Origin of the sequence: Streptomyces sp. NPDC058198 (assembly GCF_042882605.1) — a bacterium.
GTDB lineage: Bacteria > Actinomycetota > Actinomycetes > Streptomycetales > Streptomycetaceae > Streptomyces.
Genome location: NZ_JBHVVP010000001.1, coordinates 165,659 through 192,051 on the forward strand (window position 1 = coordinate 165,659; position 26,393 = coordinate 192,051).

The following is a 26,393-nucleotide window of genomic DNA, read 5'->3' on the forward strand; positions in this document are numbered from 1 at the left end:
CCTGTCCCCTCCCCCCGAACTCCGACTATGCAGCGCTTCACCCTAGGAACGGAGAAGCAGTCATGGCCTCAGCTGTGGCGCAGGACTCATCAGGGGCTCCGCCCCGGGCACCCAGGGCGCCCAAGCGCCGTACGGGAGCGACGCCGCGGCGCCTCCCCTATCTGCTGATCGCCCCCGCCGGACTGCTGATGCTGGGCTTCATCGCCTATCCGATGCTCAGCGTCTTCTACTACAGCCTGCGGAACTACAACGCCACCAAGCCCTGGCGCAACGGCTTCGCGGGCCTCGACAACTTCAAACGGATCTTCACCGATGACCCGCTGTTCTGGGACAGCCTGGTCTTCAGCGGCAAATGGGTCGTCACCGAGGTCTCGCTCCAGCTCGCCTTCGGCCTGGTGCTCGCGCTCCTCGTCAACCAGACCTTCGTGGGCCGTGCCATCGCCCGCGCCCTGGTCTTCTCGCCCTGGGCCGTCTCCGGCGTACTGACCACCACCATCTGGCTGCTGCTCTACAACCCGTCGACGGGCATCGGCCGCTATCTCGCCGACGCGGGCGTCGGCACATACGGATCGTCGGTGCTCTCCGACACCGGCACCGTCTTCTGGGCTGCCGTACTGGCCGAACTCTGGCGCGGTGTGCCGTTCTTCGCGATCCTCATCCTCGCCGATCTCCAGTCCATTCCCGGGGACCTGTACGAGGCGGCCTCGGTCGACGGGGCGAGCAGGTTCCGGCAGTTCGTCCACATCACACTGCCCCACCTCAAGGACGCGATCATTCTCTCCACACTGCTCCGGGCCGTATGGGAGTTCAACAACGTCGACCTGCTGCTCACCCTCACCGAGGGCGGACCGGCCGGTGTCACCACCACACTGCCGCTCTATGTCGCGGTCACCGGGTTCGAGGCGCACGACTTCGGCTACGCCACCGCGCTGACCACCGTCGCCTTCGCGATCCTCCTCTTCTTCTCGATTCTCTATCTGCGTCTGAGCAAGTTCGGAGGCGACGACAAGTGACCGCGGCACTCACCGAACAGGGCACGTACACCGAGCCCGTGACCGGTCCCCCGCAGCTCCCGCCCGTACGGCGGAGGAAACGCGAGCGCGCCTTCGACGAGGTGCCGCGCTGGCAGATCTATCTGCCCCTCGGCCTCTATCTGCTCTTCACCCTCGTCCCCTTCTACTGGATGCTGCTGTTCGCCGTGCGGCCGGCGGGCTCCGACTCGCTGGTGCCCTGGCCGGTCACCCTTGAGCACTTCGCGAAGGTCTGGAACGACCGGAGTTTCTCCGTCTTCTTTCAGAACAGCGCGCTGGTCGGCCTCTGCACCCTGATCTGTACGACGGGGGTCGCGCTCGCCGGCGGTTACGCCCTGGCGCGCTTCAACTTCCGGATCAAGCAGGGGTTCATGCTGGCGCTGCTGTGCTCGCAGTTCATCCCGGGCGCGCTGATGCTGGTGCCGCTCTTCCAGATCTTCAAGAACCTCCAGATGATCAACTCCCTGGGGAGCGTGGTCATCGCCGAGACGGTCTTCCAGCTGCCCCTGTCGATCATCCTGATCAGCGGTTTCATCAAGAATGTGCCGTACTCCCTGGAGGAGGCGGCCTGGGTGGACGGCTGCTCGCGGCTACAGGCCTTCCGCATCATCGTGCTGCCCATGCTGCGGCCCGGCCTGATCGCCGTCGGCTCCTTCGCCTTCGTCGCCAGCTGGAACCATTTCCTCTTCGCCCTGATGTTCCTCATGGACCAGGACAAGCAGACGATCCCGGTCGGGCTGAGCACCCTCATCGGGGCGGACAGTGTCGACTTCGGCGCACTGGCCGCGGGCGGTGTGATCTCCGCGGTGCCGGTCGTCATCGTCTTCGCCTACATCCAGAAAGGGCTGATCACCGGCTTCAGCGCGGGGGCGGTGAAGGGATGAGCCTGCGCGTCGTACTCGCCGGTGCGCGTGGTCATGGCCGCTCGCATCTGCGCAACATCCACCGTCTCGAACAGGCAGGGCTGGTACGGCTCGTGGGCATCTGCGAGCTGGAGCCGCTGACCGCCGAGGAGCTGACCGGTTTCGGCAGCCCCGAGCAGTCCGCCGACTTCGCCGGGCTGCTGGAGCGCACGGGCGCGCAGATCGCGGTCATCTGCACGCCCATCCACACCCATACCGCTCTGGCGCTGACCGCCGCCGCCCACGGTGTGCACACCCTGCTGGAGAAACCGACCACGGCGTCGTACGCGGAGTACGAGCGGCTGCTCTCGGGGCTCGACGAGTTCGGCACGGCCTGTCAGGTCGGCTTCCAGTCGCTCGGCTCCCATGCCGTCGACGCGATAAGAGAGCTGATCGCGGAGGGTGCCATCGGCCCGCTGCGCGGGATCGGCGCCGCCGGGGCCTGGGTGCGCGACGACGCGTACTACAAGCGCGTGCCCTGGGCCGGGCGCCGCACCCTGAACGGGCGGGACGTCGTGGACGGGGTGCTCACCAATCCGCTCGCGCACGCGGTGGCCACCGCGCTGCGCCTCGACGGCAGCGATCTGGCCGAGGACCTCGCCGGGGTGGAGCTGGAGCAGTTCAGGGCCAACGACATCGAGGCCGACGACACCAGTTGTCTGCGTCTGGAGACGGCCAGGGGCACCCGGATCACGGTCGCGGTCACCCTGTGCGCGGAGCGGGCCGGGGAGCCGTACGTCATGATCCACGGGGCCAGCGGCAGGATCACCTTCTGGTACAAGGAGGACCGGGTGCTGGTGCAGCGCGCGAACCGGGGTCCGGTCCAGACCGTCCACCCGCGTACCGATCTGCTGGAGAACCTGGTCGCGCACCGGCGCGAGGGCGCCCGCCTGCTCGTACCGCCCGCGCGCACGGGTGCCTTCATGCGGATCGTCGAGGCCGTCAGGACCGGGCCCCAGCCCGAGCCACTGCCGGCCGACGCCTGGTACAGCGCGCAGGGCGAGCGCGCGCCGCGCCGGGTCGTCAAGGGCATCGACGCTCTGGTCGCGGCAAGCGCCGAGAGTCTCTCCACCTTCTCCGAACTGGGCGCGGGCTGGGCCGTTCCCCCGGCCGCGGTGCACGCGCCATGAGCGGGCCGCCGGATTCCCCGGGTATCACGGTGCTGTGCTGCGGCGGCCGCCCCGTGGCCGACTACGTGTACCGGCCGCGGCTGCCGGCGACGCTCTCGCCGCGCCCGTATCTGCATCCCGTGCGCACCCTCGGCGGTGTCACCGTGACCGAGCTTCGGCCCGCCGACCATCCGCATCACCTCGGGGTGTCCATGGCCGTGCCGGACGTCTCGGGCGGCAACTTCTGGGGCGGACGTACCTATGTGCGCGACCGGGGCTCCGTCGAGCTCGACAACCACGGCACGCAGGAGCACACGGGCTGGCTGTCGCGCGACCACGACGGCTGCGTGCAGGAGCTCTCCTGGACGCGGGAAGGACGCCAACTGCTCAACGAGCGGCGCACGATCCGCGCCCTCGCACTGTCCGGCGACGCGTGGGCCCTCGACTTCACCTCGGCGCTGAGCAATGTGTCGGGCGAGGACCTGTCCTTCGGCAGCCCGGCCACCAACGGCCGTCCGGGCGCGGGGTACGGCGGATTCTTCTGGCGTGCGCCCAGGGCGGGCCCGGCGGACGCGGCGCCGGACGCCTTCACCGAGGACGCGACGGGCGAGGACGCGGTGCACGGGCGCACCGCGGACTGGCTGGCGCTCACCGGACCGGACTGGACCCTGATCTTCGCGGGGGCGGACGAGGACACCCGCGACGATCCCTGGTTCGTACGCACCGCCGGATATCCCGGGGTCGGATCGTCGCCCGCCTGGCGGCGCCGGCTGCCACTGCCCGCCGGCGCGCGTCTCGCCCGGCGCGTGGTCACCGTCGTCGCGGACGGCAGGCTCGACCGCCCGGCGGCGGCCGCGCTCGCCCGCGAGGCCGCGGCCGCGTCCCGTATCACCGCCTGACCACCCCTCCCTGACATCCACCCCAGCAATGAACCACCCCGAGAGAGAAGAGCCGGCCATGAGGATCTCGAAGGCATATAGAGGACGGACGGCCGCGGCCGTCTCCTTGACCGCGGCGCTCGCCCTGACGGCGACGGCGTGCGGTGACGACGGAAGCGGCGGGAGCGGCAGCGAGGGCTCCGGCAAGGGACAGATCACCCTCTGGGACAACAACACGGGTGAGCGCCGGGACATCTGGGCGCAGATCATCAAGGACTTCGAGAAGACGTACCCGGACATCGACGTCAAGTACGTCGGTGTTCCGATCGACCAGGTCCAGGCGAAGTACGACACGGCGATCGACGGCGGGGGGCTGCCGGACGTCGGCGGCGTCGGCACCGCCTATCTCTCCAACCTCGTGGTACGGGACGTCCTGGAGCCGGTCGGCGACCGTGTCGAGGAGAGCAGCCTCAAGGGCAAGCTCGTCCCCACCCTGGTGGCAAGCGTCAAGGCGGCGGGCGGTCGCGGGGACGAGATGTACTCGGTGCCGACCTCCACCAACAACGGCACGCTGTGGTACCGCACGGACCTGTTCTCCCGGGCCGGTCTGGAGGCGCCCACCACCTGGGCGACGTTCTACGCGGCCGCCGAGAAGCTCACCGCCGCGGCGAAGAACGAGTTCGGCTACACCATTCGCGGCGGCTCGGGCTCCATCGCCCCGGCGATGGACGCGATGTACGGGCAGTCCGGCATCACGTCCTTCTGGAACGGTGACAAGACCACGGTCAACGACCCGAGGAACGTGGCGGCCCTGGAGAAGTACGCCGCCCTGTACAAGAAGGTGACGCCGTCCGCCGACGTCAACAACGACTTCATCAAGATGGTCGCCCAGTGGGACAACGGCTCGATCGGCATGCTGACCCACAATCTCGCCTCGTACCAGGACCATGTGAAGGCGCTGGGACCGGAGAAGTTCAAGGGTCTTCCCTTCCCGACACAGGAGGACGGCTCGCGCGTCCAGGTCTCCAACCCGGTCGACGGTCTCGGTCTGTTCAAGAACAGCAAGAACAAGGCGGCCGCCTGGAAGCTCATCGAGTTCGCCGCCTCTCACAAGTCGAACAGCGCGTGGAACGCGTCCGCGGGCTCCATACCCGCCAACATCGACGCCGCCGCCGACACCTGGATCCAGCAGGCCGAGCCGACCGGCGCCGCGATGGAGGCGCTCAGCGACGGCTCGACGAAGATCGTCAATCTGCCGTACTACCTGCCCGACTGGAACACCATCAGCAAGAGCGGCAACGAGCCGAACTTCCAGAAGGTGCTCCTCGGCGACATGACGGCGAAGGAGTTCGCGGACAAGGTCGCCGAGGAGCTCAACGCGGCCCAGGCGGAGTGGAAGGAGCAGAACAAGAGCTGACCCGCCGGTCGCCCGACCGGGCCGGCGGCGGACTTCCTTCCTGGTCGCGCCCCGCCGCCGGCCCTCTGACGGGCGCCGATTACCCATGCTGCCCTCGCTTCGGCAGGATGGGCGTCATGACCGAGATCCACACTCCCCGCCTCACCCTTCGTCGCTGGCACGACCACGACCTCGCCCCCATGGCGGAGATCAACGCCGACCCCCGGGTCATGCACTGGATCGGCGACGGCTCGGTCCTCGACCTGCACCGCACCGAGGAGGCCCTCGAGGGGTGGGAGGAGGAGTGGGACGAGGAAGGCTTCGGCCTCTTCGCCGTCGAACTTCTGGCCTCGGGCGAGCTGGCGGGCTTCACGGGCCTTTCCGTGCCCGAGTACCTGCCGGAGACACTGCCCGCCGTGGAGATCAGCTGGCGGCTCGGCCAGTCCTTCTGGGGCCAGGGTTACGCGTCGGAAGCCGCTCACGCCGCATTGGAGTTCGCCCTCCAGGACCGTGGTCTCGACCGCGTCGTCAGCATCATCCGGCCGGGCGACGAGGCCTCCGAGAACATCGCGCACAAGCTGGGCATGGTCCCCGGACACGCCACGACGCATCCGGTCCACGGCTACCCGCTCCAGGTGTACACGATCGACCTCACCGAGTTCGACGCATAGCCCACGCCGCCGCACCCGCACCCCGGCAGACCTGGTCAGAACAGGCGGCCCGGCGGGACCTGGCCGATGATGGAAGCCCCGGAACGCGATGTGTGAGGGCGGGGTCATGGCCGTGTGGCACGTGCGGGACTTCATCCCGGACGATCTCGAAGCGGTGGTGCGGCTCGACGGTGAGAGCGCCACCACCGACGAGCCTGCCGTCTTCCGGCTCTCGGAGGTCGTCGCCGCGCTGCAGGCGCAGCATCCCAGCGTCGTCGCGGTGGCCGACGGTCATCTGGTGGGCGCGGCGGTGGGCCGGGTGGACGGCGACCGTGCCTGGGTGCTGCGGATCGCGCTGCACCCGGCCTGGCGGAACCTGGGCCTGGGCACCACACTGCTCTCCGCCCTGGAGCACCGTCTGCGGGGCGCCGGGGCCAAGGCCGTGGCGGCGGTGCTGCCGGAGGAGGAGACGGGCGCCTCCGCGCTCGGCAACTCGGGGTTCCGCCCGCACCGGGGACTCACGTACTACGAGAAGGCACAGTCCGTGACCGCCCAGGACTCCGCGGTGCTGTCCTCGCTGGGGGCGATGGTGCCCGCGGCCGGGCTCTGGGAGAAGCTGACCGGGATGGCCGACGAGAAGCAGCTCATCGAACGGCGCCTGGTGCTGCCGCTGGCCAATCCCGAGCTCGCGGACCAGCACGGTGTCGAGCCGCCCCAGGCCGTGGTGCTCTTCGGCCCCCCGGGGACCGGTAAGAGCACCTTCGCCAAGGCAGTGGCCAGCCGGCTCGGCTGGCCGTTCGTGGAGCTCTTCCCGTCCCGGCTCACGCTGGAGGACGGGCTGGCGAACGGACTCAGCCGCCGCTTCGAGGAGATCGCACAGCTCGACCACGCACTGGTCTTCATCGATGAGGTCGAAGAGGTCGCCGGCACCCGCAATCTGGCCGATCCCGCCTCTGTCAGCGTGGTCAACGAGCTCCTCAAATCCATCGTGCGGTTCCGCGACCGCGACGGCAGGCTCCTCATCTGTGCCACCAACACCGTCGCCGCCCTCGACCCGGCGTTCCTGCGCCACGGCCGCTTCGACTATGTCCTGCCCGTCGGGCCGCCCGACCACGAGGCCCGTAAGGCCCTGTGGGCCAGCTACATCGCCAAGGCCCAGGCCGAGGCCGACACCGGGGTCCTCGCCGACGTCAGCGACGGATTCACCCCCGCCGACATCAAGCAGGCCGCCCGCACGGTCGCCCAGGCCATCTTCGAGCGCAGCCTCGACAGCGGGAAGCGGGCCCATCCCACCACCGAGGACTACCTCAGGACCATCCGGCGTACCCGCCCCACGGTCAGCGACGACATGGCACTGGAATTCGCCGACCACACCATCCGCTACGGCCGCACCTGAGGCCCGGAAGAATGCGACCGACCTTTTTCTGGGACGGGGCGGGCGCACCGCGTCGGGCCCGGCAGACCGAGGTCTGCCGGGCCCGACGCGGATCGTACGGTCAGTGCTTGAAGGCGTCCTTGGCCTTCTCCTTCGCCTGACGCACATCGCCCTTGCTCTGTTCGGCGCGGCCCTTGGCCGTCATCCGCTCATTGCCCACGGCGCGGCCGGCGGTCTCTTCGACCTTGCCCTTGGCCTGCTCGACCTTCGCCTTGGCCTTTTCGTTCTTCTGGTCAGTCATATGGATCACGTCCTGACAGCTGGAAAATCAGTGGGCGATTATGCGTCTCACCCGGAACGCGACGGCCAAACATTCACCGTCGGCGGTCTCACTCCTATTGAAGTTTCGCACCCGTTCGGTAGATAGGCGAGCCCGTATGCCCCGGGAACAGGTCGAGAAACACATAAAAGTGCCCGCATAGCCGGACAACCTGCGGGCAGACGACGGTTCGGAGGTTGATAACTATGGTTCCCCTGCTTCTCGTTCTTCTGCTCGCCCTGATCCTTTTCGGTGCGGGCTTCGCACTCAAGGCGCTGTGGTGGATCGCGATCATCATTCTGGTCGTGTGGCTGCTGGGCTTCGTTGTCCGCCCTGCGGCAAGTGGTGGCAAGCGTGGCCGCTGGTACCGCTGGTAAGCGCCGCGCTCGACCGGTATTGAGGCGGGTGGGACCGGAGCTGGTCCGGTCCCACCCGCCTTTTCACGGGGTATTCCCCGTCGTGCTGCCGGGAATTACTTCAGCCGGTACGCCTTCACGATGGTCGTGTCGTACGTATTACCGTCCTTGTCCGTGAGCTTGGCCTTGAAGGAGACCGACGTGGCCTTCTTCGGGTGGCTCAGGGACAGGCTCTTCCTGCCGTCCTTGGCGGTGGCGACCGGAACCTTGGTCCAGGTGACGCCGCCGTCGTAGGAGACCCGGACGGAGAGCGACGCGAATCCCTTGCCCGCGGCCGGGCCCTGGAGGGACAGCGGAACCCTGAATTTCTTGCCGGCCGCCGCGGCGCTGGTCAGATCGAGCTTCGGGGCGAAGCGGACGGTGGACAGCGGGAGCGTCCCGACCGTGTCGTCGGCGGGCTTCTTCGAGGTGAACGCCCAGGCCGCGGCGATCCGGGTGCTGACGCCCGCCACCGTGGTGGAGCGGGACGCGTCCGTGCTGATCCGGAAGGCGGCCGAGGTGGCCGGCAGCCCGGTGACGAACTGGCAGAGCCCGCCCTCCTCGTCGAGGACCTTCGTGCCGCCGACGGAGATCACCGTCCGCTGCCCGGTCACGTCGGAGCTGCCGAAGTGCCCGGCCCCGTCGGTGAACTCGGGGATGCAGACCTCCAGCTCGTTGCCGTACCGCCGGGCGGTGTAGTTCTTGTCCACCTTCGGAGAGAACACCCCGACGTTGTACGTCTTCTCGTAGGTCTTCTTCGCCGCGTACACCGCGGGCGGATCGGACTGGAGGAAGACCCCTCCACCGTCGTCCGACGAGCTCTCCTGACCGACGTGGAACTCCCACAGGAAGCCCTTGGGAGCGGTGACGTACGTCTTCGCCGTGGCGGGCAGGGCGAACGGCTCGGTGATCGTGCCGACCCCGAACATCGGCGCGCTCCAGAACGCGTTGACGATGCCCTCGCGGCCCTTGGCCGAGGCGCCGATCTTCAGGTTCACCAGCGCCAGTTCACTCCTGGTGGCCGTATGGCTGAAGCCGGTGTGGAGCGACCCGGTGCGGTTGTACAGGAGGTTGTAGTTGGTACTGCCCTTCTGCCAGTTGCCGCCCGTCTGGGTGCTGAACTGCTTGGCGGGCAGCGCCGCGCCGACCTGTGCGGTCCTGAAGCCCTTGAACGAGTCCAGGAACCAGGTGCTGCCGAAGCCGCCGTCCGCCGACTCGAGCGAGTAGTTCAGGTACGTCCCGGCCGGCTTCGCCGATTCGGGTGCGGTGATGCTGACCGGCTTCGCATTACGGGCGTCGAAGGTGATCGTGGCGTCCTTGGTGACCGAGATCTTCGGCTGCACCATCAGGGCGATGTCCGGGAAGGCGTCGCCGCCCTTGGGGGTCTGTACCGGAGCGTCGATCAGATACGAACCCTTGGGCACCCGGATCGTGGCGACGCCGTCGCCGTCGGTGTCGTACGGGTTCTCCCAGAAGTCGCCGGAGTGGCCGTAGACGGTGGTCTCGGCCTGGGCGGGCTTGCCCCGGGTGTCGAGGAACTTCAGCGTGAGGTCGTACGACTCCACCTCGCGGACGGCGCCGAACGACGTACGGACGCTCTCGCCGCCGGCCGTCCTGGCGGTGATCGCACCGGAGTACACGCCGTCCAGGCCGCCGATCCGGGTGTCCGCGGTGAGATCGACGCTCGCGGTGCCGCCCGCGGCCACGGTGACCTGCTCGGCGCCGGCCGTGAAGAAGCCGGCCGGGGCCGGCTGCCCGTCGGGACCGAGGGTCTCCAGCGCCAGGTCGAGGGTGACCGGCTCCTTGCCGCTGTTGCGGTAGGTGATCTTCTTGGTCACCGGCGTGTCGTCGGTGTGCGGCCACTCCTGCTGACCAAAGCCCACCGAGGTCTGCTCGCTCACCACCGTCTGGGTGATCGCCCTGGCCAGATCGGTACGGCCGGTGCCCTGCTGATAGGCGGTCAGCCCCGGTCCCGGCGCGGCGGAGGCGGTCAGCGTCTGCTTGATCCGCTCGCCGGTCCAGTCCGGGTGTTCCTGGGCGAGGATCGCCGCGGCGCCCGCCACATGCGGGGTCGCCATCGAGGTGCCCGACATCGCCACATATCCGTCGGCCGCCGGGTCACCGATCTGCCCCTGGGCCGCCTTCGCCGCGACGATGTCCACGCCGGGCGCGGTGATGTCCGGCTTCAGCGTGCCGTCGGCTGTCGGACCCGCGCTGGAGAAGTCGGCGATCCTGTCCTCTCGGTCGACCGCGCCGACGGTGAGGGCGGCCGCCGCGCTGCCCGGCGAGCCCACGGTGCCGGCTCCGGGGCCTTCGTTGCCCGCCGCGATGACGAACAGGATGCCTCGGTCGGCGGACAGCTGGTCGACGGCGGCCTCCAGCGGATCCACCTCCACGGAGTCCGTACCGCCGAGGCTGAGGTTGGCCACCTTCGCGCCCTGATCGGCGGCCCACTGCATCCCCGCGATGATGCCCGACTCCGCACCGGAACCGGAGTCGTCGAGCACCTTGCCGTCAAGGATCTTCGCACCGGGCGCGACGCCCTTGTACGCTCCGCCGGACGTGGCACCGGATCCCGCCGCGATCGACGCGACATGGGTGCCGTGGCCGAAGTGGTCGACGACATTGCCCGCGCCGGAGAAGTCCTGCTGCGCCACCTCGGCGTCCTTGAGGTCGGGGTGGGTCTCGTCCACCCCGGTGTCGAGGACGGCGATCTTCACGTCCTTGCCGTCGTACCCGGCCTTCCAGGCCGCCGGCGCGCCGATCTGCGGAACGCTCTTGTCCAGACTGGCCCGGCGCTTGCCGTCCAGCCAGACGCGCTCGATGCCGGGCGCCACCGTACGCGCCGCACGCTGCTGCCCACCGGGAGCGGTGAGCGCCTCCCACACCTCGGGCGAACCCGTCTTCGGCGCGGTCACGGCTTCGCCGCCGACCGCGGGCAGGCTCCGGCGTACCGAGACGTCCGCCGCCGAGATGGCCGGCTTCGCCCGCGCCTTCTCCTTCGTGTACGACACGATCAGCGGGAGGGTCTCCCGGTGCGCGTCGTCGTACTGGGCCTCGATCAGGCCCGTGACATTGAACAGCCGCCGGTCCACCCGGCCCTGGGCCACCAGCCGGGACGCGTCGGACGGCAGTGCGTACGTGTCGCCCGCGACCCGGTTGACGGCTATTCGGATGCCCTCACGGCCTTTCGCGGGCTGCACCCGCGTGATCCGTCCCTGAGCGTCCACGAAGGCGCGGTCTCCGGTGATCAGGGTGACCACGGACGAGCCGCCCTGCGCCTGCCGCGCCTCCGGGGCGGGTATCTCTCCCCCGCCCGTCCCGGAGGCGGCTCCTGTCACGAGTCCCGCGGTGAGCAGCGCGGCCACCATGGCCGCGCCCGCCTTGTGTCTGTTTCTGAGCAACTCTCCCCCAACGGATGAAGTCATGGTTGGTCGAACCCCCGAGGCACTGCATACCGAGTATGCACATACTCAGTATGTCCCGTGCGCTTGTCGAGGGCCGAGCCGACACACCGTCAACTTGATTCCGTAGCTGAAGAGTTCCGGTCGGTCAGCTGGAGAAGTGGTGCCTCCCGGAGCCGGCGGCGAAGACGGCGCAGCCGTCCTCCCTCCGCAGGAACCGCGCCCTGCCGTGGCCGACGTCCACCGCGTCACCGGCGGGGATCCACACCTCCGCGGTGGTGTTGGCGGGCAGGGAAACGTCCAGCTGGAAGCCGTCGGAGCCTGCCTTCCAGCGCGTGGTGACCGGTCCGTAGACCGAGTCGAAGCGCCCCTCCGCCTCCGTCACGCCGCCGCCGGGGCGCGGCCGGACGATGATCTTCCGGAAGCCGGGGCCACCGGGCGCGATGCCGGCGATGTTCGCGTACATCCACTCCCCCACCGAGCCGTACGCGTAGTGGTTGAAGGAGTTCATACCGGCGTCCTGGAAGCTGCCGTCCGGTTTGATGGAGTCCCAGCGCTCCCACATCGTGGTGGCGCCCCGGTCGATCTGGTAACCCCAGCTGGGGAAGGTCCGCTGAAGCAGCAGCCGGTAGGCGACATCGGTGTGGCCGGCGGCGGTGAGCACGGGAAGCAGCCGCGGGGTGCCGAGGAAGCCCGTCGACAGATGCCAGTCCTTGGTCCTGACGAGCTCGACCAGACGGTCCGCGGCGGGCTTGCGGTCGCTCTCGGCCAGCAGGTCCATGGAGAGGGCCAGTACGTACGCGGTCTGGGTGTCGCCCTTCACCCGGCCCCCGGCAAAGACGTAGGCCGCGCGGAAGGCGTCGCGGACCGCGCGGAACAGCGTCCTGTACGGCTCGGGGTCCTTGCCCAGCGCCTCGGCGGCCCGCGCGACCAGGTCGGCGCTGTGCGCGAAGTAGGCGGTGCCGATGACGTCCTTGGGGGTCTCGTCCTGGATGTTGAGCCAGTCACCGTAGCCCTCGGCGGGGCGCAGGAAGCCGCTGCTGTGCCCCTCCAGGTAGTCGAGCCACTTCAGCATCGCGGACCAGGACTGCTCCAGCACCCGCACGTCTCCGTACGCCTGGTACAGCGCCCAGGGCACGGTGACTCCGGCGTCCCCCCAGCCCGCCACGCCCTTGCCGACCCCGCCGACAAGTGGCGCCACATCGGTGAAGGCGCCATCGTCCGCCTGGTCGTCGCGCAGGTCCCACAGCCACTTGGTGAGGAAGCGGGCCGACTCCATGGTGTAGGCGGCGGTGGGCGCGAAGACATTGATGTCGCCGGTCCAGCCGAGCCGCTCGTCGCGCGCGGGGGTGTCGGTGGGAACGGTCAGGAAGTTGCCTCGCTGGCCCCAGACGATGTTGCTGTGCAGCTGGTTGAGCATCGGGACATTCGTCCGGAAGTCCATGGTGAAGGGCGCGGAGGTGTGGATGACGCGTCCCACGACGGCGCTGAGCGGCGGCCGGCCGGGGTAGCCCGTCACCTCGACGTAGCGGAAGCCGTGGAAGGTGAAGCGCGGTTCGTACGTCTCCGTGCCGCGGCCCTTGAGGGTGTACGTGTCGGTGGCGCGGGCGGTGCGCAGATTGGTGGTGTAGATCGTGCCGTCGGGGTTGAGGACCTCGGCGTGGCGCAGCCGCACGGTGGTTCCCGCGGCGCCGGAGACGGTCAGGCGGACCGAGCCGACCATGTTCTGGCCGAGGTCGAAGACGAAGACGCCGGGCGTGGGCTCGGCCACCGTCAGGGCGGGGAGGTCACGCTCCACCCGCGAGGGGCCGTCGACCTCGGACACCAGCGCGGCGGTGACTCCGTCGACGGGTTCGGCGGCGCTCCATCCGCTCGCGTCGAACCCGGCGCGGGTCCAGCCGTCGGTCTCCAGCCGGGCGTCGTAGTCCTCCCCCATCACCAGATCAGCGCTGGTGACCGGTCCTGTGGCGGCGCGCCAGTCGGTGCCCGAGAGCACCCGCTCGGTGGAGCCGTCGGCGTACGTGACCTCCAACTGAGCGAGCAGCGCGGGCCGTTCGCCGTACTGGTGCGGGCCGAACCAGGCGATGTTCCCGGCGTACCAGCCGGCCGCCAGCGTGACCCCGAGCGCGTTGGCACCGGAGCCGACCAGGCCGGTCACGTCGTACGTCTGGTACTGAACCCGCTTGTGGTAGTCGGTCCAGCCGGGCGCGAGCCGGTCCTCGCCGACGCGCTCGCCGTTGAGGTACGCCTCGTACAGGCCGAGCGCCGTGGAGTACAGACGCGCCCTCGCGACGGGCTTGTTCCCGAGCCGGAATTCGTGCCTCAGCTGCGCGGCGGGTGAGTACGAGGGCCGTACCTCGCCCCAGGGCCCCGAGCCCCACCGGGCCAGGGACGTGGCCGCGGGCCATGAGCCGTCGTCGTAGCCGGCGGACCGCCAGTCCCCGGAGGGCTCCTGGTCGGCGGCCTTCCAGGTGCCGTCGGTGGCGACGGTCCGCACGCCGTCGGCGGTCGTGAGCTCCAGCACGCCCAGCAACCCGGCGGGCCCGGCCGTGGCGTTGGTGGCGGAGACGGCGATCACGTTGGCGCCTGGTCGCAGCCGACTGGTCACGTCGGTGAGGGCGGGGCGCTTCCAGTTCTCGGCGGGGCCGTCCGCGTCGGCGTGCGCGACCTGATCGCCGTTCAGATACGCGGTGTAGCCGTCGTCGGCCGTCATGACCAGGCGCGCGCGGGTGACGCCGGCCGGGATGTCGACGCGGCCGCGGAACCAGCGGGTCGCCGCCGGGGCGCTCGAGGCAGGGTCGCCCTCGGGGAACCATATCCACGAAGCGCCGTCCAGCGCGGGGGCGCCGACGAGCGCGGCGGGCGCCCCGATCCAGCGCGCCGACCACTCCGAGCCGCCGCCGAGTCCAGTCTCCCACCAGGACGGCGCGCTCCACTCCGAGACCGCGCCTTCGGTGTCCCAGACGCGCACCGACCAGTAGTAGCGCGTACGGGGCAGGAGCGCCGGGCCCGCGTACGGGACGAGGGCCGACTCCCCTGACGTGATCTTTCCGCTGTCCCAGACATCGGGCTCGGCGAGGCGCTCGGGGGCCGTGGCGACGCGCACGTGGTAGGCGCTCTGCGCCTGTCCGGTCTCCTCGGACACGAGGGGCCAGCTCAGCCGGGGACGCGGCACGTCGAGACCGAGCGGATGCTCGACGTACTCGACGGCGGGCCGGCCGATACGCACGGCCTTCGGGGCGGCCGGCCGCCCCTGCGCCGCCAGCGCGGCCGGAGCGGCTCCGGCGGCGACGGCCGTCCCCAGGGCGGTGGCGGTGGTGCTGAGCAGTCGTCTTCTGCTGATCACACTCGGCTCCGATGCGACTCGACAGTGAATCGTTTCACTCACGTGAAACTAGGGAGGCCCGTGTGCCGCGTCAAGAGTTCTGCAGCGGTCTTCCTTTGGCCAGAAGATTGCCAAGTGCGGTTCGCCGACGGTGCAGTTGACGCCGCTTCCGCGTTCCAGGAGGTCGATTGAAACCTTTCATCACCGATTGCCCCCACGGGCGACGGCCGATCGCTATGCTGCGACCGAGCGGTCACATGAAGCAGTCAAACGAACAATGCGCAGCGGTACAGCGAGGGGATCAGACACCATGCGGGAGCCGGTCGAACTCAGGCGTCAGCGGATCCTGGCGGTCGTGCGGTCGCGCGGTGCGGTCAAGGTGAGCGTGCTCGCCGCCGAGCTGGAGGTCTCGGTGGTCACGGTCCGGCGGGACGTCGAGGAGCTGGCCAGGGCCGGCAGGCTGCGGCGCGGACACGGCGTGGCCCGTCCGGCGGGGCCGGTCGAGGAGGTGGCGGCCGTCCCGGCGGCGCGGTCCGGGGAGCCGGCCGCGGACGGCGGCGCGGTCGCCCTGGTGGTGCCGGAGCGGCACTCGTACCTCTACGAGACGCTGCACGGCGCACGGACGGCGCTGGAGGAGTCCGGGATGCGGATCGCGCTGCATATCGCCTCGCAGGCGGCCGGCGCGGAACGGCCCCTGGTGGAGGGGGCATTGGCGGCCGGAGCGCGGGGGCTGCTGATCGCCCCGAGGTGGCGCAGCGCGGTCTCGGAGGAGGCGGACTACGGCTGGCTGGCGGAGGTGGACGTGCCGACCGTCCTGATGGAGCGGCGGCCCCGGCCCGGCAGTGCGCTGCACGCCCTGGACTCGGTGTGTTCCGATCACTGGTACGGGACGTATCTCGCCGTCGATCATCTGGTGGCGCTCGGCCACCGGCGGATCGTGCTGGCCGCTCGCGACGACAGCCCCACGGCGCGCCGTATCCGCGCGGCCTTCGCCGAGATCGCCGCCGCCCGGCCCGAGGTGGAGGACTGGTCGGTGGTCCTCAGCTCGCCGGACGCGGTGCCCGGGCCGCCAGGACCCGACCTGGCCGCTGTCCCGCACGACCGTACCCCCCTCGATCTCGCCGCGCTCCTGCGGGAACGCGGGGCCACGGCCGCCGTGCTGCACGGCGACGTGGACGCGCTGATGCTGGTGCAGCGGCTCGCGGAGCAAGGGGTGCGGGTGCCCAGGGACTGCTCGGTGGTGGCGTACGACGATGTGGTCGCGGCCCTGGGCGGCACCCCGCTGACCGCGGTGGCCCCGCCGAAGGCGGAGATCGGGCGGGCGGCGGCCGAACTGCTCCTGTACCGGCTGGCCCGGCCGCTCGGCGCCGCCGGTCCGGTGCGCAGGATCGAGTTGCTGCCGACGCTGAAGGTACGCGGCTCCGCGCAGAAGCCGGCTGCCCGGTCCATCCCCCGGCCAACCCCCGCAGAAGACTGAGCGTTTGACCGCTTTCATTTTCTTCTGAGCGATCTATTGACCAGTTCCGATCAGCCGATCAGGATTCCCCGTGTCTCGAACCGGAGCCGCGGGAGGCGCCCATGCCTGGTCGACAAAGCCGTCGATCCGTGCTCGCCACGATCGCCGCGCTGCCCCTGACAGGTGCGCTGAGCGCCTGCACCGGTGGCGGCGGGGACTCACGATCGCGCAGCACGAACACCACCACCAGCAGGACCACCACGCACATCACCTTCTGGTCCGCCCTGCGGGGCAGCCAGGAGGTGGTGGACGCGTTCAATCGCACCCACGACCGGGTCCAGGTCGAATTCCAGCAGATCCCCGCCGGCGGCCAGGGCGGTTACGCGAAGCTCAGCAACGCCGCCCGTGCGGGCAACGCCCCGGACGTCGCCACCATCGAATATCCCCAGCTCCCCGGCTTCGCCATCGACGGCGTCGCCCGTGACATCACCGGGCTGATCAGTGACGGACTGCGCGCCAAGCTGCTGCCGCAGGCGCTCGGCCTGACCACCTTCGAGAAGCGCGCCTTCAGCGTGCCGCTGGACATCGAACCGATGGTGATGCACTACCGCACCGACCTCTTCGAGCAGTACGGACTCGGCGTACCCCGCACCTGGGAGGAGTTCGAGGACGTGGCCAGGACGGTGCGCCGCAAGGCCCCCGATCGGCGCATCGCGCTCTTCCCCACGGACGGCGCCCCGCAATTCGCCGCGTTCGCCTGGCAGGCCGGCGCCCAGTGGTTCGACACCGCCGACGGCGCCTGGAACGTCTCGCTCGCCGACGCGCCGAGCCGGCGCGTCGCGGCGTACTGGCAGCGGCTGATCGACCAGGACCTGGTCTTCTTGAACCCGGTGGACAGCCGGCAGGGCGACGCGCAGATCGGCAACGGCCAGGTCCTCACCCGGCTCAGCGGCGCCTGGGACGCCGGGGCGCAGATGAACGCGCGGCCCGGGCAGAAGGGCGCCTGGGCCATCGCGCCACTCCCCCAGTGGGATCCGGACAGGCCGGTCGTCGGCACCCACGGCGGCTCCACCTTCGCGGTCACCAAGGACAGCACGCGGCCGGAGGCCGCCATGGAGTTCATCGAGTGGCAGGTCTCGCACCCCGACGCGCTGCGCGCCCGGCTCGCGAGCGGCACCAGCAGCCAGTATCCGGCCGCGCCCGGCCTCGTCGCCGTCGGCCGCCAAGCCTTCGACCGCACCTACTACGGCGGCCAGGACATCTACCGCCTCTTCGAGGAGGAGGCGCACAAGGTACGGGACGGCTGGCTCTGGGGACCGCGGATGACGGCCACCGGGGAGGTCATGCAGGACGGTTTCGCGCGGGCGAGCGGGGGCCAGGGTTCGCTGATCGAGGCGGTGCGCGCGGCCCAGAACGGCACCATGCCGGACCTCAGGGCGCTGGGCCTCACCACCACCGAACGCAGCAGCTGATCCGCGCCCCCACCCCCGCAGCAGAGAGGCAGGTGACACCCCATGAGCAATTCCCTCGCCACCCCCGTGCGCCCGACCGCCGACGCCACCGCCGCGCCCGCGCGCGGCGGCCGCAGGTCCGCCCGGCGCCGTGAACTCGGCGCGTGCGGCGTCCTGATGACCCCCTTCTTCGTACTCCTGGTGACGGTCTTCCTGATCCCCGTCGCGACCACCGTGTGGCTGAGCTTCTTCAGCGACGACCAGCCGGGCCTCGGCTTCGGCCCGGAGCGCACGGTCTTCGCCGGACTGCGCAGCTACACCGCCGTCCTGACCGACCCGACCTTCCTCGCCGGGCTCGGCACCGTCGTCCTGTACTGCGTGGTCTACATACCGCTGATGGTGATCGGCGCCCTCGCGCTGGCGCTGCTGCTCGACTCCGGTGTGGTGCGCCTGCGGTCGTGGGCCCAGCTCGCCCTGTTCCTGCCGCACGCCGTGCCCGGCATCATCGCCGCCCTCATCTGGCTGTATCTGTACACGCCCGGCATCAGTCCGGTGATCGATCTGTTCGGCAGGGCCGACATCACCATCGACTTCCTCGGCGTGCACACCGTGCTGCCGTCCCTCGTGAACATCGCGCTGTGGAGCAACCTCGGCTACAACATGGTCGTGTTCTACGCCGCGCTGCAGGCCGTGCCGCGCGAGGTCATCGAGGCGTCGGTCGTCGACGGCGCCGGTCCGGTCCGTACCGCCCTGCAGGTCAAGACGCCGCTGGTGCGTCCATCGATCGTCATGGTCGCGATGTTCACCCTCATCTTCTCGCTCCAGCTCTTCACCGAGCCCATGCTGATCGGCCAGTCCACACCGATGATCAGCTCGCGTTTCTCGCCCAGCATGTACATCTACGACGCGGCCTTCACCCGTAACAACTACGGTCTGGCCGCGGCCGCCTCGGTCGTGCTGCTGGTCTGCACGATCGCCCTCTCCTACGGCGTCACCCGCTGGACCAACCGCGCCAACGCCCCCGAGGAGGCCGTCCGATGAGCGCGATCAGCAGCACCGGCGCCCGACGCGCAGGCGTCCCGCCGCGCCCGCGTCTGCTCGGCCGCCCCGTCGTCAACCTCGTCGTGTGCATCTCCGTCCTCTACACCCTGCTGCCGGTGCTCTGGCTGGTGCTGGCCGCCACCAAGGACCGGGACGCCCTGTTCAGCAGCGATCTGCTGTCGCTGGGCAACATGTCCTTCGTGCAGAATCTCAAGGACCTGTTCGCGATGGACGGCGGACTGTACGGACGGTGGTACGGCAACAGTCTGCTGTACGCGGTCGTCGGCGCCGCGATCGGTTCCCTGGTCTCCATCGCCTGCGGCTACGCCTTCGACAAGTACCGCTTCCGCCACAAGGAGAAGCTGTTCGGCCTGGTCCTCGCGGCCGTGATGGTGCCGCAGACCGTCCTCGCGCTGCCCCTCTATCTGATGGCGTCGGGCACGGGCCTGGTGAACACCTTCTGGTCGGTCTTCATCCCCGTGCTCTTCAACCCCTTCGGCGTCTATCTGGGGCGGATCTTCAGCCAGGGATACGTGCCCGACGAGGTGCTCGAAGCGGCGCGCGTGGACGGCGCCGGTGAACTGACCACCTATGTGCGGGTCTCCCTGCGGATGCTCGGTCCCGGGCTGGTCACGGTCTTCCTCTTCCAGCTCACCACGATCTGGAACAACTTCTTCCTGCCCATGGTGATGCTCTCCGACCAGGACCTGTATCCGGTGAGCCTCGGTCTCTACACCTGGAACAGCTCCGCCACCGTCTCTCCCGAGTACTACCCCGTGGTGATCATGGGTTCGCTGCTCGCGATCCTGCCGCTGATCCTCGCCTTCGCGCTGCTCCAGCGCTTCTGGCGGTCCGGCCTCACCGCGGGCGCCGTCAAGTAGCGGGCCGCCGGCCCGTCCCCACGTACCAGGAGAAGGATGCCCACCGCACCGACCGAACGCTTCCGTCCGCGCGCCGCCCTGGCCATGAAACCGGATGCGGCCGCCGCCGTCCTCGGCCCCGAGGCCCTGACCGCCCTCGGCGCGGTGTGCGACCTCGTGCCGCCGCCCGTCCTCGACGACCTCACCACCGACCGGGCCCGCGCCGCGCTGGCGGACGTGGAACTCCTCGTGACCGGCTGGGGCTGCCCGCCCCTCGACACGGCCGTCCTGGACTCGGCGCCCCGGCTGCGCGCCGTCGTCCACACCGCGGGATCGGTCCGCGGCCATATCACCGACGCCTGCTGGGAACGCGGCATCGAGGTGTCCTCGGCCGCCGCCGCCAACGCCCTGCCGGTGGCGGAGTACACCGTCGCGATGATCCTGCTCTCCGGAAAGCGGGTCCTGGAACGGGCTCGCGACTACCGCGCCACACGCCGCCGTGAGGAGTGGCTGCGCGCCCCCACCGAGCTGGGCAACTACGGCCGCACCGTGGGCATTCTGTCCGCCTCGCTGATCGGCCGGCGGGTCATCGAGCTGCTGCGCCCGTACGACCTGCGGGTGCTGCTGCACGATCCGTACGTCTGCGACGAGGAGGCGGCCGCGCTCGGCGTCCGCCCGGCCGCCCTCGGCGAACTGTTCGCGCGCAGCGACGTGGTGAGCGTCCACACCCCGCTGCTGCCCGCCACCCGTGGGCTCGTCAGCCGCGAACTGCTCTGCTCGATGCGCCGGGACAGCGTGCTCATCAACACCGCGCGCGGCGCCGTCGTCGACCAGGACGCCCTCACCGGCGTGCTCCGCGAGGACCGGATCCGGGCGGTCCTCGATGTCACGGATCCCGACGCGCTGCCGCCGGGACATCCGCTGTGGGAGTGCGAGAACGTAACGATCACCCCGCATCTCGCCGGCTCGCAGGGCAATGAGCTGCGACGGCTGGCCGACCTGGCGGTCGGCGAAGTCGCCCGCTGGGCCGCGGGCGACGGCTTCGCTCACCCCGTACGACGCGAAAGGCTGGCATTCCTCGCATGACGTCACCACTCGAACTCCCCGCCGAGGACCGCGCGCTGAGCCCGCGCACCGGTTACACCCGGGCGCACTGGGAGGCCGCCGCCGACGGCCTGCTGCACGCCGCCTGGCAGTGGGCCACCCCGGGCCGCGCCCTGCTCGACCTGCCGGGACGGCCCTCCCGCTCGGGGGTGCGCTCGGACGGCCTGGAGGGCTACGCCCGTACGTTCCTCGCCGCCGCCTTCCGGGTGGCGGGCGCGGACGGCGAGGATCCGCACGGCTGGCTCGACCGGTACGCGGACGGACTCGCGGCCGGCACCAGGACGCCGGGACGGGACGACGCCGAGTCCTGGCCGCTGATCCTCGACCACCACGTGCAGGGCCAGCCCATGGTCGAGTCCGCGTCCGTCGCCATCGGACTGCGGCTGACCAGGAGGTGGCTGTGGGACCGGCTGGACTCCGGGGTGCGGGACCGCGCCGAGGAGTGGCTGCGCGGCTCGCTGCGGCACACCCCGGCGCCCAACAACTGGTATCTGTTCCCCTACTCCGTGGCCGGGTTCCTGGAGTCGGTCGGCCGCGGCGACGCGGAGACGGCACGCGCGCAGGAGCGAGGGCTCGACCTGCTGGAGGGCTGGTACCGCGGCCAGGGCTGGTACGCCGACGGCGACGGCCGCGCCTTCGACCACTACAACGGCTGGGCCCTGCACCTCTATCCCGTCCTGCACGCCCATCTGGCGGACGACGCGGAGCTGTCCGCGCACTACGGCGCCCGGCTGCGCGAGCATCTGGAGAGTTTCTCCCTGCTGTTCGGCGCCGACGGCGCACCGATCCACTTCGGCCGCTCGCTGACCTACCGGTTCGCGGCGAGCGCGGCGGTCGCGCTGGGCGCCGTGACCGGACACACCCCGCTCACACCCGGCGTCTCACGGCGGCTGGTGAACGGATCGCTGCGCTACTTCCTCGACCGTGGCGCGACGGGCACGGACGGGCTGCTCAGCCTGGGCTGGCACGGCCCGCACGACGCCACGCTCCAGCACTATTCGGGCCCCGCCTCGCCCTACTGGGCATCCAAGGCCTTCGTCGCGCTGCTCGCGCCCGAGGGGCATCCGCTGTGGACGGCCACCGAGGAGCCCGCGCCCAGCGAGGGGCCCGACCGGGTGCTCGCCCTGCCTGCGCCGGGGCTGCTCGTACAGTCCACCCGAGCGGACGGGATCGTCCGGCTGCACAATCACGGCAGTGACCATGTCCGCCCGCACGAGGGCGAGTCGGCCGCGCAGGACGACCCGCACTACGGCCGGGAGGCCTACTCCACCCGGACCGGCCCCACCGCGCCGGCGAACGTCGCGGACAATCATCTGGCCGTGGAGATCGCGGGGGACCTCAGCGGCCGTCGCCGTATCCGCCCGCTGGGCGCCGGACACGGTGACGGCTGGGGCTGGGCCGCCTCCTGGCACCGGCCGGTCTTCGCGTCGGGCGCTCCCATGGTGCCGGGACTGCGCGTGGAGAGTGTCACGGTGGTCCGGGGCCGGTACGAACTGCGGGTGCACCGCGTGCTCGGCGCCCCGCCCGGGGCGCGGGTGCGGCAGACGGGCTGGGCGACCGGCCCGGACGAAGCCGTACGGTCCGCCCTGCACGCGCTCCACGGCTGGCAGACCCCGGACGAGCTGCGGGCGCCGCAGGGCACGGCGTTCACCCGCTGGGCGGTCGTCCCCCGGCTGACCGCGCACGTGGAGGGCACGGCGGTCTTCGCCGCCCTCGCCACGCTCACCGCCGAGCCCGGTGCCACGCCGCTGTCCGGGGCGGTGAGCGAGGTGCGCGTGGACGGGGACACGGTCGAGGTGAGGTGGGCGGACGACGGGTCGGCCACCCGTATCGCCTTCGAGCCCCTGACGGTCGACCACGGCTGATTCCCTCGGATCGCACGCACCACGCGTCACGCCCGCCCCGCTCCGGCGCGCCCTGTCGTCCCGGGGCGGGGCGGACCGCAATCCTCGGCTGCGGTACGGTGCCTGGCATGGGAACGTACTCGAACTGCCGTGCAGCGGAGCCGCGCCACAGCGGCCCCCACGGTGAGTGCGCGCCTCGCGGCCACAGCTTCCTGCGTCGCCGCGGCCGGGTGGGTTCTCCCCCGGCCCGCTCCTGTCGCTGACCACCGGTACCCCCGGAACGCCGGGCCCGTCATCGGGCCGGTCCGCCTCGTCAGCGCCCTCCGCGTTCTCCGGGCCGGTCCGCGCCCCGCTCCCGTTCCCCCAGGTCGGCCCGTACCCTCCCGTCGGCTCGAACTCCAGAGGAGACCCGTGACCACCACCGCCGGACCCACCCCCTCCGCACTACGCGACCACCGCATCCCCGCCGACGGCCTGTACGAAGGCCACCGCGAGCTGCGCCGCCTCCCGGAGGAGTGGACCGACCGTCCGTACGAGCTCTTCGACGTCGTCCCGCAGGGCCGCACCATCGGCGCCGAGATCCGTGGCCTGGACCTGTCGGGTCCGCTGTCGCCCGCCGTACGGGAGGAGCTCAACCGCGCCCTGCTGGAGTGGAAGGTGCTCTTCTTCCGGGGGCAGCACCTGTCCTCCGACGCGCAGCGGGCGTTCGCCCGCAACTGGGGCGAGTTGGAGACCAATCCGCTGCTGGCCACCGGCGCCGCCCGGGACGTGGTCCGCCTCGACCGCACCGCGGTCCCCACGTACGAGAACGTCTGGCACACGGACGTGACCTTCCGGGAGCGGCCCGCGCTGGGCGCGGTGCTGCAACTGCGCGAGGTGCCGCCGGCGGGCGGCGACACGCTGTGGGCCGACATGGCGGCGGCGTACGACAACCTGCCGCGGGAGGTGAAGGACCGTATCGACGGCGCCCGCGCCGTCCACGACTTCGTCCCGGGCTTCGCCCGCTTCTCCCCCGCCGCCCGGCTGGCCCCGTTCCAGGAGCTGTTCCCGCCGGTCGAGCACCCGGTGGTGCGACGTCATCCGGAGACGGGCCGGCGCATGCTGTTCGTCAACGCCTCCTTCACCACCCGGATCGTGGGATTCGAGCCGGAGGAGAGCGACCGGCTGCTGCGGCTGCTGTTCCAGCAGGCCCATGTGCCCGAGTTCCAGGTGCGGTTCCGCTGGGAGGCGGGCGACATCGCCTTCTGGGACAACCGCGCCACCCAGCACTACGCGGTCAGCGACTACGGTACGCACCGCCGGGTGGCCGAGCGCGTCGCCATCGTCGGCGACCGGCCGTTCTGACCGTGGACAAGGGCCGGCCCGGCGTGGCCGTCCGTCCCGCCGCGACCTGCCGGAACGGTCAACGGCCCGGGGGCACCCGAGCCGCTCTATCGGGTGAAAGCGACGCCCCGGCCGTCGCGCGGGCGGGCGTTCCGGCCGCGCGCCGGAGGTGGCCGGCGAACGGACGGCACCACAGCCGTGACCGGCCCTTTTCGCTATCACCCGGCTATTCCTGCCTCCCACCACGGCCGAGGAAGGTGAGCAGGACCGTCCCGTAGCGACGCGCCGGAAAGCAAGAGGTCGCACCGCACCGGTGAAAGCAACGCCATGCTGCTTGCCGAATCCACACGCGACCATTGACCGGAGGAACGTCGCAGTGACGACGACGGGCACGGAAGAGTCGGCCGAGGCCGACGACACGTACGAGAACGAGTTGCCGGTACGGCGCAAGGAGCCGGGCAAAGTCGTCGTGGGGTGGCTGACCACCACCGATCATAAGACGATCGGGACACTTTATCTCACTACTTCGTTCGCGTTCTTCATCGTGGGCGGTCTGCTGGCGCTCTTCATGCGCGCGGAACTGGCCCGCCCCGGCACGCAGATCATGTCCAACGAGCAGTACAACCAGGCGTTCACGATTCACGGCACCATCATGCTGCTGATGTTCGCGACGCCACTGTTCGCCGGATTCACTAACTGGATCATGCCGCTGCAGATCGGGGCGCCCGATGTGGCGTTCCCACGGCTGAATATCTTCGCGTACTGGCTCTATCTCTTCGGCTCTCTCATTGTCGTGGCCGGATTTCTCACCCCGCAGGGTGCGGCGGACTTCGGCTGGTTCGCCTACTCCCCGCTGACGGACGGCGTCCGTTCACCGGGGGTCGGCGGCGACCTGTGGATCATGGGTCTGGCCTTTTCCGGCTTCGGTACGATCCTCGGCTCGGTCAACTTCATCACCACGATCGTCTGTATGCGCGCCCCCGGTATGACGATGTTCCGGATGCCCATCTTCACCTGGAACGTGCTGCTGACCGCCTTGCTGGTCCTGTTCGCCTTCCCCGTGCTGGCCGCCGCGCTGCTCGCGCTGGAGGCGGACCGGAAATTCGGTGCGCATGTCTTCGAAGCCGCCAACGGCGGCTCCTTGCTGTGGCAGCACCTCTTCTGGTTCTTCGGCCATCCGGAGGTGTACATCATCGCGTTGCCCTTTTTCGGCATCGTCACCGAGATCTTTCCGGTCTTCAGCCGCAAGCCGGTCTTCGGCTATATCGGCCTGGTGGCGGCGACCATCGCCATCGCGGGTCTTTCGATCACGGTGTGGGCGCACCATATGTTTGTGACCGGCGGTGTGCTCCTGCCGTTCTTCTCCTTCATGTCGTTCCTGATCGCGGTACCGACCGGGGTGAAGTTCTTCAACTGGATCGGCACCATGTGGAAGGGTTCGCTGTCCTTCGAGACACCGATGCTCTGGTCGATCGGATTCCTGGTCACCTTCCTCTTCGGTGGTCTGACCGGCGTCCTTCTGGCCTCGCCGCCGATGGACTTCCATGTCTCCGACTCGTACTTCGTCGTCGCGCACTTCCACTACGTGGTCTTCGGCACCGTGGTGTTCGCGATGTTCGCCGGATTCCATTTCTGGTGGCCGAAGTTCACCGGGAAGATGCTGGACGAGCGGCTCGGAAAAATCACGTTCTGGACGCTGTTCATCGGCTTCCACGGCACCTTCCTGGTGCAGCACTGGCTGGGCGCGGAGGGCATGCCGCGCCGTTACGCGGACTATCTCGCCACCGACGGATTCACCGCGCTGAACACCATCTCCAGCATCGCCTCGTTCCTGCTCGGACTGTCGATGCTGCCGTTCTTCTACAACGTCTGGAAGACCGCCAAATACGGCAAGAAGATCGAGGTCGACGACCCGTGGGGCTACGGCCGCTCGCTGGAGTGGGCGACCTCGTGCCCGCCGCCGCGGCACAACTTCCTCACCCTGCCGCGGATCCGCTCCGAGTCCCCCGCGTTCGACCTTCACTACCCGGCCATCCGGTCCCTGGACGAGGCCCTCAACCGTCCCGGCACCGCCACGATCGTCGCGCCGGGCGACAAGCAGGAGTGAGACCCCTTTCCGGATCCCAGAGCAAGGAGAAACGCGTGGAGCCCGACAAGGACAGTGCCCGCGGACTCGTCCGGCTTGAGGGCTACCTCCTGTGGAGCGCCGAAGTCGAGGACGTCCGGAGGCGGACGGTCCGCTTCACCGAGCAGTTGCCGTGGCTCACGACCGCCCAGCGTGAGGAGGTGGAGCGCGTCTACACCGCCGACGGGGTGGCCGCCTCCCGGGAGATGCTCGTCCGGATCGCCAACCGGGCCGCCGAGCTGCGCGAGGAGTACACGGAACGCTACCTGCAGCTCAGAACGCGCTGCGTGGCGGCGACCGTCGTCGCGGTCGGCGCGGCGAGCGGCACCTGCGCCGCGGTCACGCTGCTCGCCCGATGACACCGGGCGCGGCGACGCGGTCCCGCGTCCGGGGAGGGCTCCCGGC

The 26,393-nt window shown here is 70.2% G+C and carries 20 protein-coding genes; 17 read left to right on the forward strand and 3 right to left on the reverse strand.

Features of this window, described 5'->3' with window-relative positions; genetic code table 11:
* Positions 1-62 precede the first annotated feature (62 nt).
* The 7 genes from ACFVWW_RS00710 to ACFVWW_RS00740 all read left to right on the forward strand — a co-directional run bounded on the left by ACFVWW_RS00710 (position 63) and on the right by ACFVWW_RS00740 (position 7,362).
* On the forward strand, positions 63-1,013 hold the full coding sequence (locus tag ACFVWW_RS00710; RefSeq protein WP_384180235.1) for a carbohydrate ABC transporter permease: 951 nt from the start codon (positions 63-65) through the stop codon (positions 1,011-1,013).
* Positions 1,010-1,915, forward strand: a complete 906-nt coding sequence (locus tag ACFVWW_RS00715) for a carbohydrate ABC transporter permease (RefSeq protein WP_384180233.1) — start codon at positions 1,010-1,012, stop codon at positions 1,913-1,915. Before ACFVWW_RS00710 ends, ACFVWW_RS00715 begins: the two co-directional genes overlap by 4 nt.
* Positions 1,912-3,063 carry a Gfo/Idh/MocA family protein gene (locus ACFVWW_RS00720; protein WP_384327456.1) on the forward strand — a complete coding sequence of 384 codons (1,152 nt, stop codon included), beginning with the start codon at positions 1,912-1,914 and terminating at the stop codon, positions 3,061-3,063. Before ACFVWW_RS00715 ends, ACFVWW_RS00720 begins: the two co-directional genes overlap by 4 nt.
* Positions 3,060-3,941 carry a PmoA family protein gene (locus tag ACFVWW_RS00725; protein ID WP_386875056.1) on the forward strand — a complete coding sequence of 294 codons (882 nt, stop codon included), beginning with the start codon at positions 3,060-3,062 and terminating at the stop codon, positions 3,939-3,941. Before ACFVWW_RS00720 ends, ACFVWW_RS00725 begins: the two co-directional genes overlap by 4 nt.
* 58 nt (positions 3,942-3,999) lie before the next feature.
* Positions 4,000-5,337 carry an ABC transporter substrate-binding protein gene (locus ACFVWW_RS00730; RefSeq protein ID WP_386875058.1) on the forward strand — a complete coding sequence of 446 codons (1,338 nt, stop codon included), beginning with the start codon at positions 4,000-4,002 and terminating at the stop codon, positions 5,335-5,337.
* A 116-nt stretch (positions 5,338-5,453) separates the two neighbouring features.
* Positions 5,454-5,987, forward strand: coding sequence for a GNAT family N-acetyltransferase (locus tag ACFVWW_RS00735; RefSeq protein WP_384180225.1), 534 nt, complete (start codon positions 5,454-5,456; stop codon positions 5,985-5,987).
* 106 nt (positions 5,988-6,093) lie between these two features.
* Positions 6,094-7,362: an ATP-binding protein gene (locus tag ACFVWW_RS00740; protein ID WP_384180223.1), complete on the forward strand. Its 1,269-nt coding sequence runs from the start codon at positions 6,094-6,096 to the stop codon at positions 7,360-7,362.
* A 100-nt stretch (positions 7,363-7,462) separates the two neighbouring features.
* Here the strand turns inward: ACFVWW_RS00740 and ACFVWW_RS00745 are convergent, their stop codons facing one another.
* A complete protein-coding gene (locus ACFVWW_RS00745; RefSeq protein ID WP_384189608.1) occupies positions 7,463-7,642 on the reverse strand; it encodes a CsbD family protein in 180 nt (59 codons plus the stop codon).
* Positions 7,643-7,866: 224 nt separating this feature from the next.
* On the opposite strand from ACFVWW_RS00745, the gene ACFVWW_RS00750 reads away from it, so the two are divergent.
* Positions 7,867-8,037 carry a hydrophobic protein gene (locus tag ACFVWW_RS00750; RefSeq protein ID WP_384189607.1) on the forward strand — a complete coding sequence of 57 codons (171 nt, stop codon included), beginning with the start codon at positions 7,867-7,869 and terminating at the stop codon, positions 8,035-8,037.
* A 95-nt stretch (positions 8,038-8,132) separates the two neighbouring features.
* Here the strand turns inward: ACFVWW_RS00750 and ACFVWW_RS00755 are convergent, their stop codons facing one another.
* Complete coding sequence (locus ACFVWW_RS00755) at positions 8,133-11,459, reverse strand: S8 family serine peptidase (protein WP_386875061.1); 3,327 nt, start codon at positions 11,457-11,459, stop codon at positions 8,133-8,135.
* Between the two features lie 148 nt (positions 11,460-11,607).
* Positions 11,608-14,805, reverse strand: a complete 3,198-nt coding sequence (locus ACFVWW_RS00760; RefSeq protein WP_386875063.1) for an alpha-L-rhamnosidase — start codon at positions 14,803-14,805, stop codon at positions 11,608-11,610.
* Positions 14,806-15,094: 289 nt separating this feature from the next.
* Here ACFVWW_RS00760 and ACFVWW_RS00765 point away from each other — a divergent pair, with 289 nt between their 5' ends.
* The 9 genes from ACFVWW_RS00765 to ACFVWW_RS00805 all read left to right on the forward strand — a co-directional run bounded on the left by ACFVWW_RS00765 (position 15,095) and on the right by ACFVWW_RS00805 (position 26,347).
* Complete coding sequence (locus ACFVWW_RS00765; RefSeq protein ID WP_384327468.1) at positions 15,095-16,261, forward strand: substrate-binding domain-containing protein; 1,167 nt, start codon at positions 15,095-15,097, stop codon at positions 16,259-16,261.
* Positions 16,262-16,362: 101 nt separating this feature from the next.
* Positions 16,363-17,712: an ABC transporter substrate-binding protein gene (locus ACFVWW_RS00770; RefSeq protein ID WP_386875065.1), complete on the forward strand. Its 1,350-nt coding sequence runs from the start codon at positions 16,363-16,365 to the stop codon at positions 17,710-17,712.
* A 42-nt stretch (positions 17,713-17,754) separates the two neighbouring features.
* Positions 17,755-18,732, forward strand: coding sequence for a carbohydrate ABC transporter permease (locus ACFVWW_RS00775; RefSeq protein ID WP_384327471.1), 978 nt, complete (start codon positions 17,755-17,757; stop codon positions 18,730-18,732).
* Positions 18,729-19,613: a carbohydrate ABC transporter permease gene (locus ACFVWW_RS00780; protein ID WP_384327474.1), complete on the forward strand. Its 885-nt coding sequence runs from the start codon at positions 18,729-18,731 to the stop codon at positions 19,611-19,613. The genes ACFVWW_RS00775 and ACFVWW_RS00780 overlap by 4 nt, the downstream gene beginning before the upstream one ends.
* Before the next feature lie 36 nt (positions 19,614-19,649).
* Entirely contained in the window at positions 19,650-20,678 is a 1,029-nt protein-coding gene (locus ACFVWW_RS00785; protein WP_386875068.1) for a hydroxyacid dehydrogenase, read from the forward strand.
* Positions 20,675-22,561, forward strand: coding sequence for a DUF2264 domain-containing protein (locus ACFVWW_RS00790; RefSeq protein ID WP_386875069.1), 1,887 nt, complete (start codon positions 20,675-20,677; stop codon positions 22,559-22,561). The genes ACFVWW_RS00785 and ACFVWW_RS00790 overlap by 4 nt, the downstream gene beginning before the upstream one ends.
* A gap of 390 nt (positions 22,562-22,951) precedes the next feature.
* On the forward strand, positions 22,952-23,884 hold the full coding sequence (locus ACFVWW_RS00795) for a TauD/TfdA dioxygenase family protein (protein WP_386875071.1): 933 nt from the start codon (positions 22,952-22,954) through the stop codon (positions 23,882-23,884).
* 355 nt (positions 23,885-24,239) lie between these two features.
* Positions 24,240-25,970, forward strand: coding sequence for a cytochrome c oxidase subunit I (ctaD, locus tag ACFVWW_RS00800; protein WP_384189589.1), 1,731 nt, complete (start codon positions 24,240-24,242; stop codon positions 25,968-25,970).
* 35 nt (positions 25,971-26,005) lie between these two features.
* Positions 26,006-26,347, forward strand: coding sequence for a hypothetical protein (locus ACFVWW_RS00805; protein ID WP_384189587.1), 342 nt, complete (start codon positions 26,006-26,008; stop codon positions 26,345-26,347).
* The last annotated feature ends 46 nt before the right edge of the window (positions 26,348-26,393 follow it).

Excerpts from the sequence above, each read along its gene's own strand:
- ACFVWW_RS00710 (WP_384180235.1), top strand. The coding sequence starts at position 63 with ATGGCCTCAGCTGTGGCGCAGGACTCATCAGGGGCTCCGCCCCGGGCA.
- ACFVWW_RS00720 (WP_384327456.1), top strand. The coding sequence starts at position 1,912 with ATGAGCCTGCGCGTCGTACTCGCCGGTGCGCGTGGTCATGGCCGCTCG.
- ACFVWW_RS00725 (WP_386875056.1), top strand. The coding sequence starts at position 3,060 with ATGAGCGGGCCGCCGGATTCCCCGGGTATCACGGTGCTGTGCTGCGGC.
- ACFVWW_RS00730 (WP_386875058.1), top strand. The coding sequence starts at position 4,000 with ATGAGGATCTCGAAGGCATATAGAGGACGGACGGCCGCGGCCGTCTCC.
- ACFVWW_RS00735 (WP_384180225.1), top strand. The coding sequence starts at position 5,454 with ATGACCGAGATCCACACTCCCCGCCTCACCCTTCGTCGCTGGCACGAC.
- ACFVWW_RS00740 (WP_384180223.1), top strand. The coding sequence starts at position 6,094 with ATGGCCGTGTGGCACGTGCGGGACTTCATCCCGGACGATCTCGAAGCG.
- ACFVWW_RS00745 (WP_384189608.1), bottom strand. The coding sequence starts at position 7,642 with ATGACTGACCAGAAGAACGAAAAGGCCAAGGCGAAGGTCGAGCAGGCC.
- ACFVWW_RS00750 (WP_384189607.1), top strand. The coding sequence starts at position 7,867 with ATGGTTCCCCTGCTTCTCGTTCTTCTGCTCGCCCTGATCCTTTTCGGT.
- ACFVWW_RS00765 (WP_384327468.1), top strand. The coding sequence starts at position 15,095 with ATGCGGGAGCCGGTCGAACTCAGGCGTCAGCGGATCCTGGCGGTCGTG.
- ACFVWW_RS00770 (WP_386875065.1), top strand. The coding sequence starts at position 16,363 with ATGCCTGGTCGACAAAGCCGTCGATCCGTGCTCGCCACGATCGCCGCG.
- ACFVWW_RS00775 (WP_384327471.1), top strand. The coding sequence starts at position 17,755 with ATGAGCAATTCCCTCGCCACCCCCGTGCGCCCGACCGCCGACGCCACC.
- ACFVWW_RS00780 (WP_384327474.1), top strand. The coding sequence starts at position 18,729 with ATGAGCGCGATCAGCAGCACCGGCGCCCGACGCGCAGGCGTCCCGCCG.
- ACFVWW_RS00785 (WP_386875068.1), top strand. The coding sequence starts at position 19,650 with ATGCCCACCGCACCGACCGAACGCTTCCGTCCGCGCGCCGCCCTGGCC.
- ACFVWW_RS00790 (WP_386875069.1), top strand. The coding sequence starts at position 20,675 with ATGACGTCACCACTCGAACTCCCCGCCGAGGACCGCGCGCTGAGCCCG.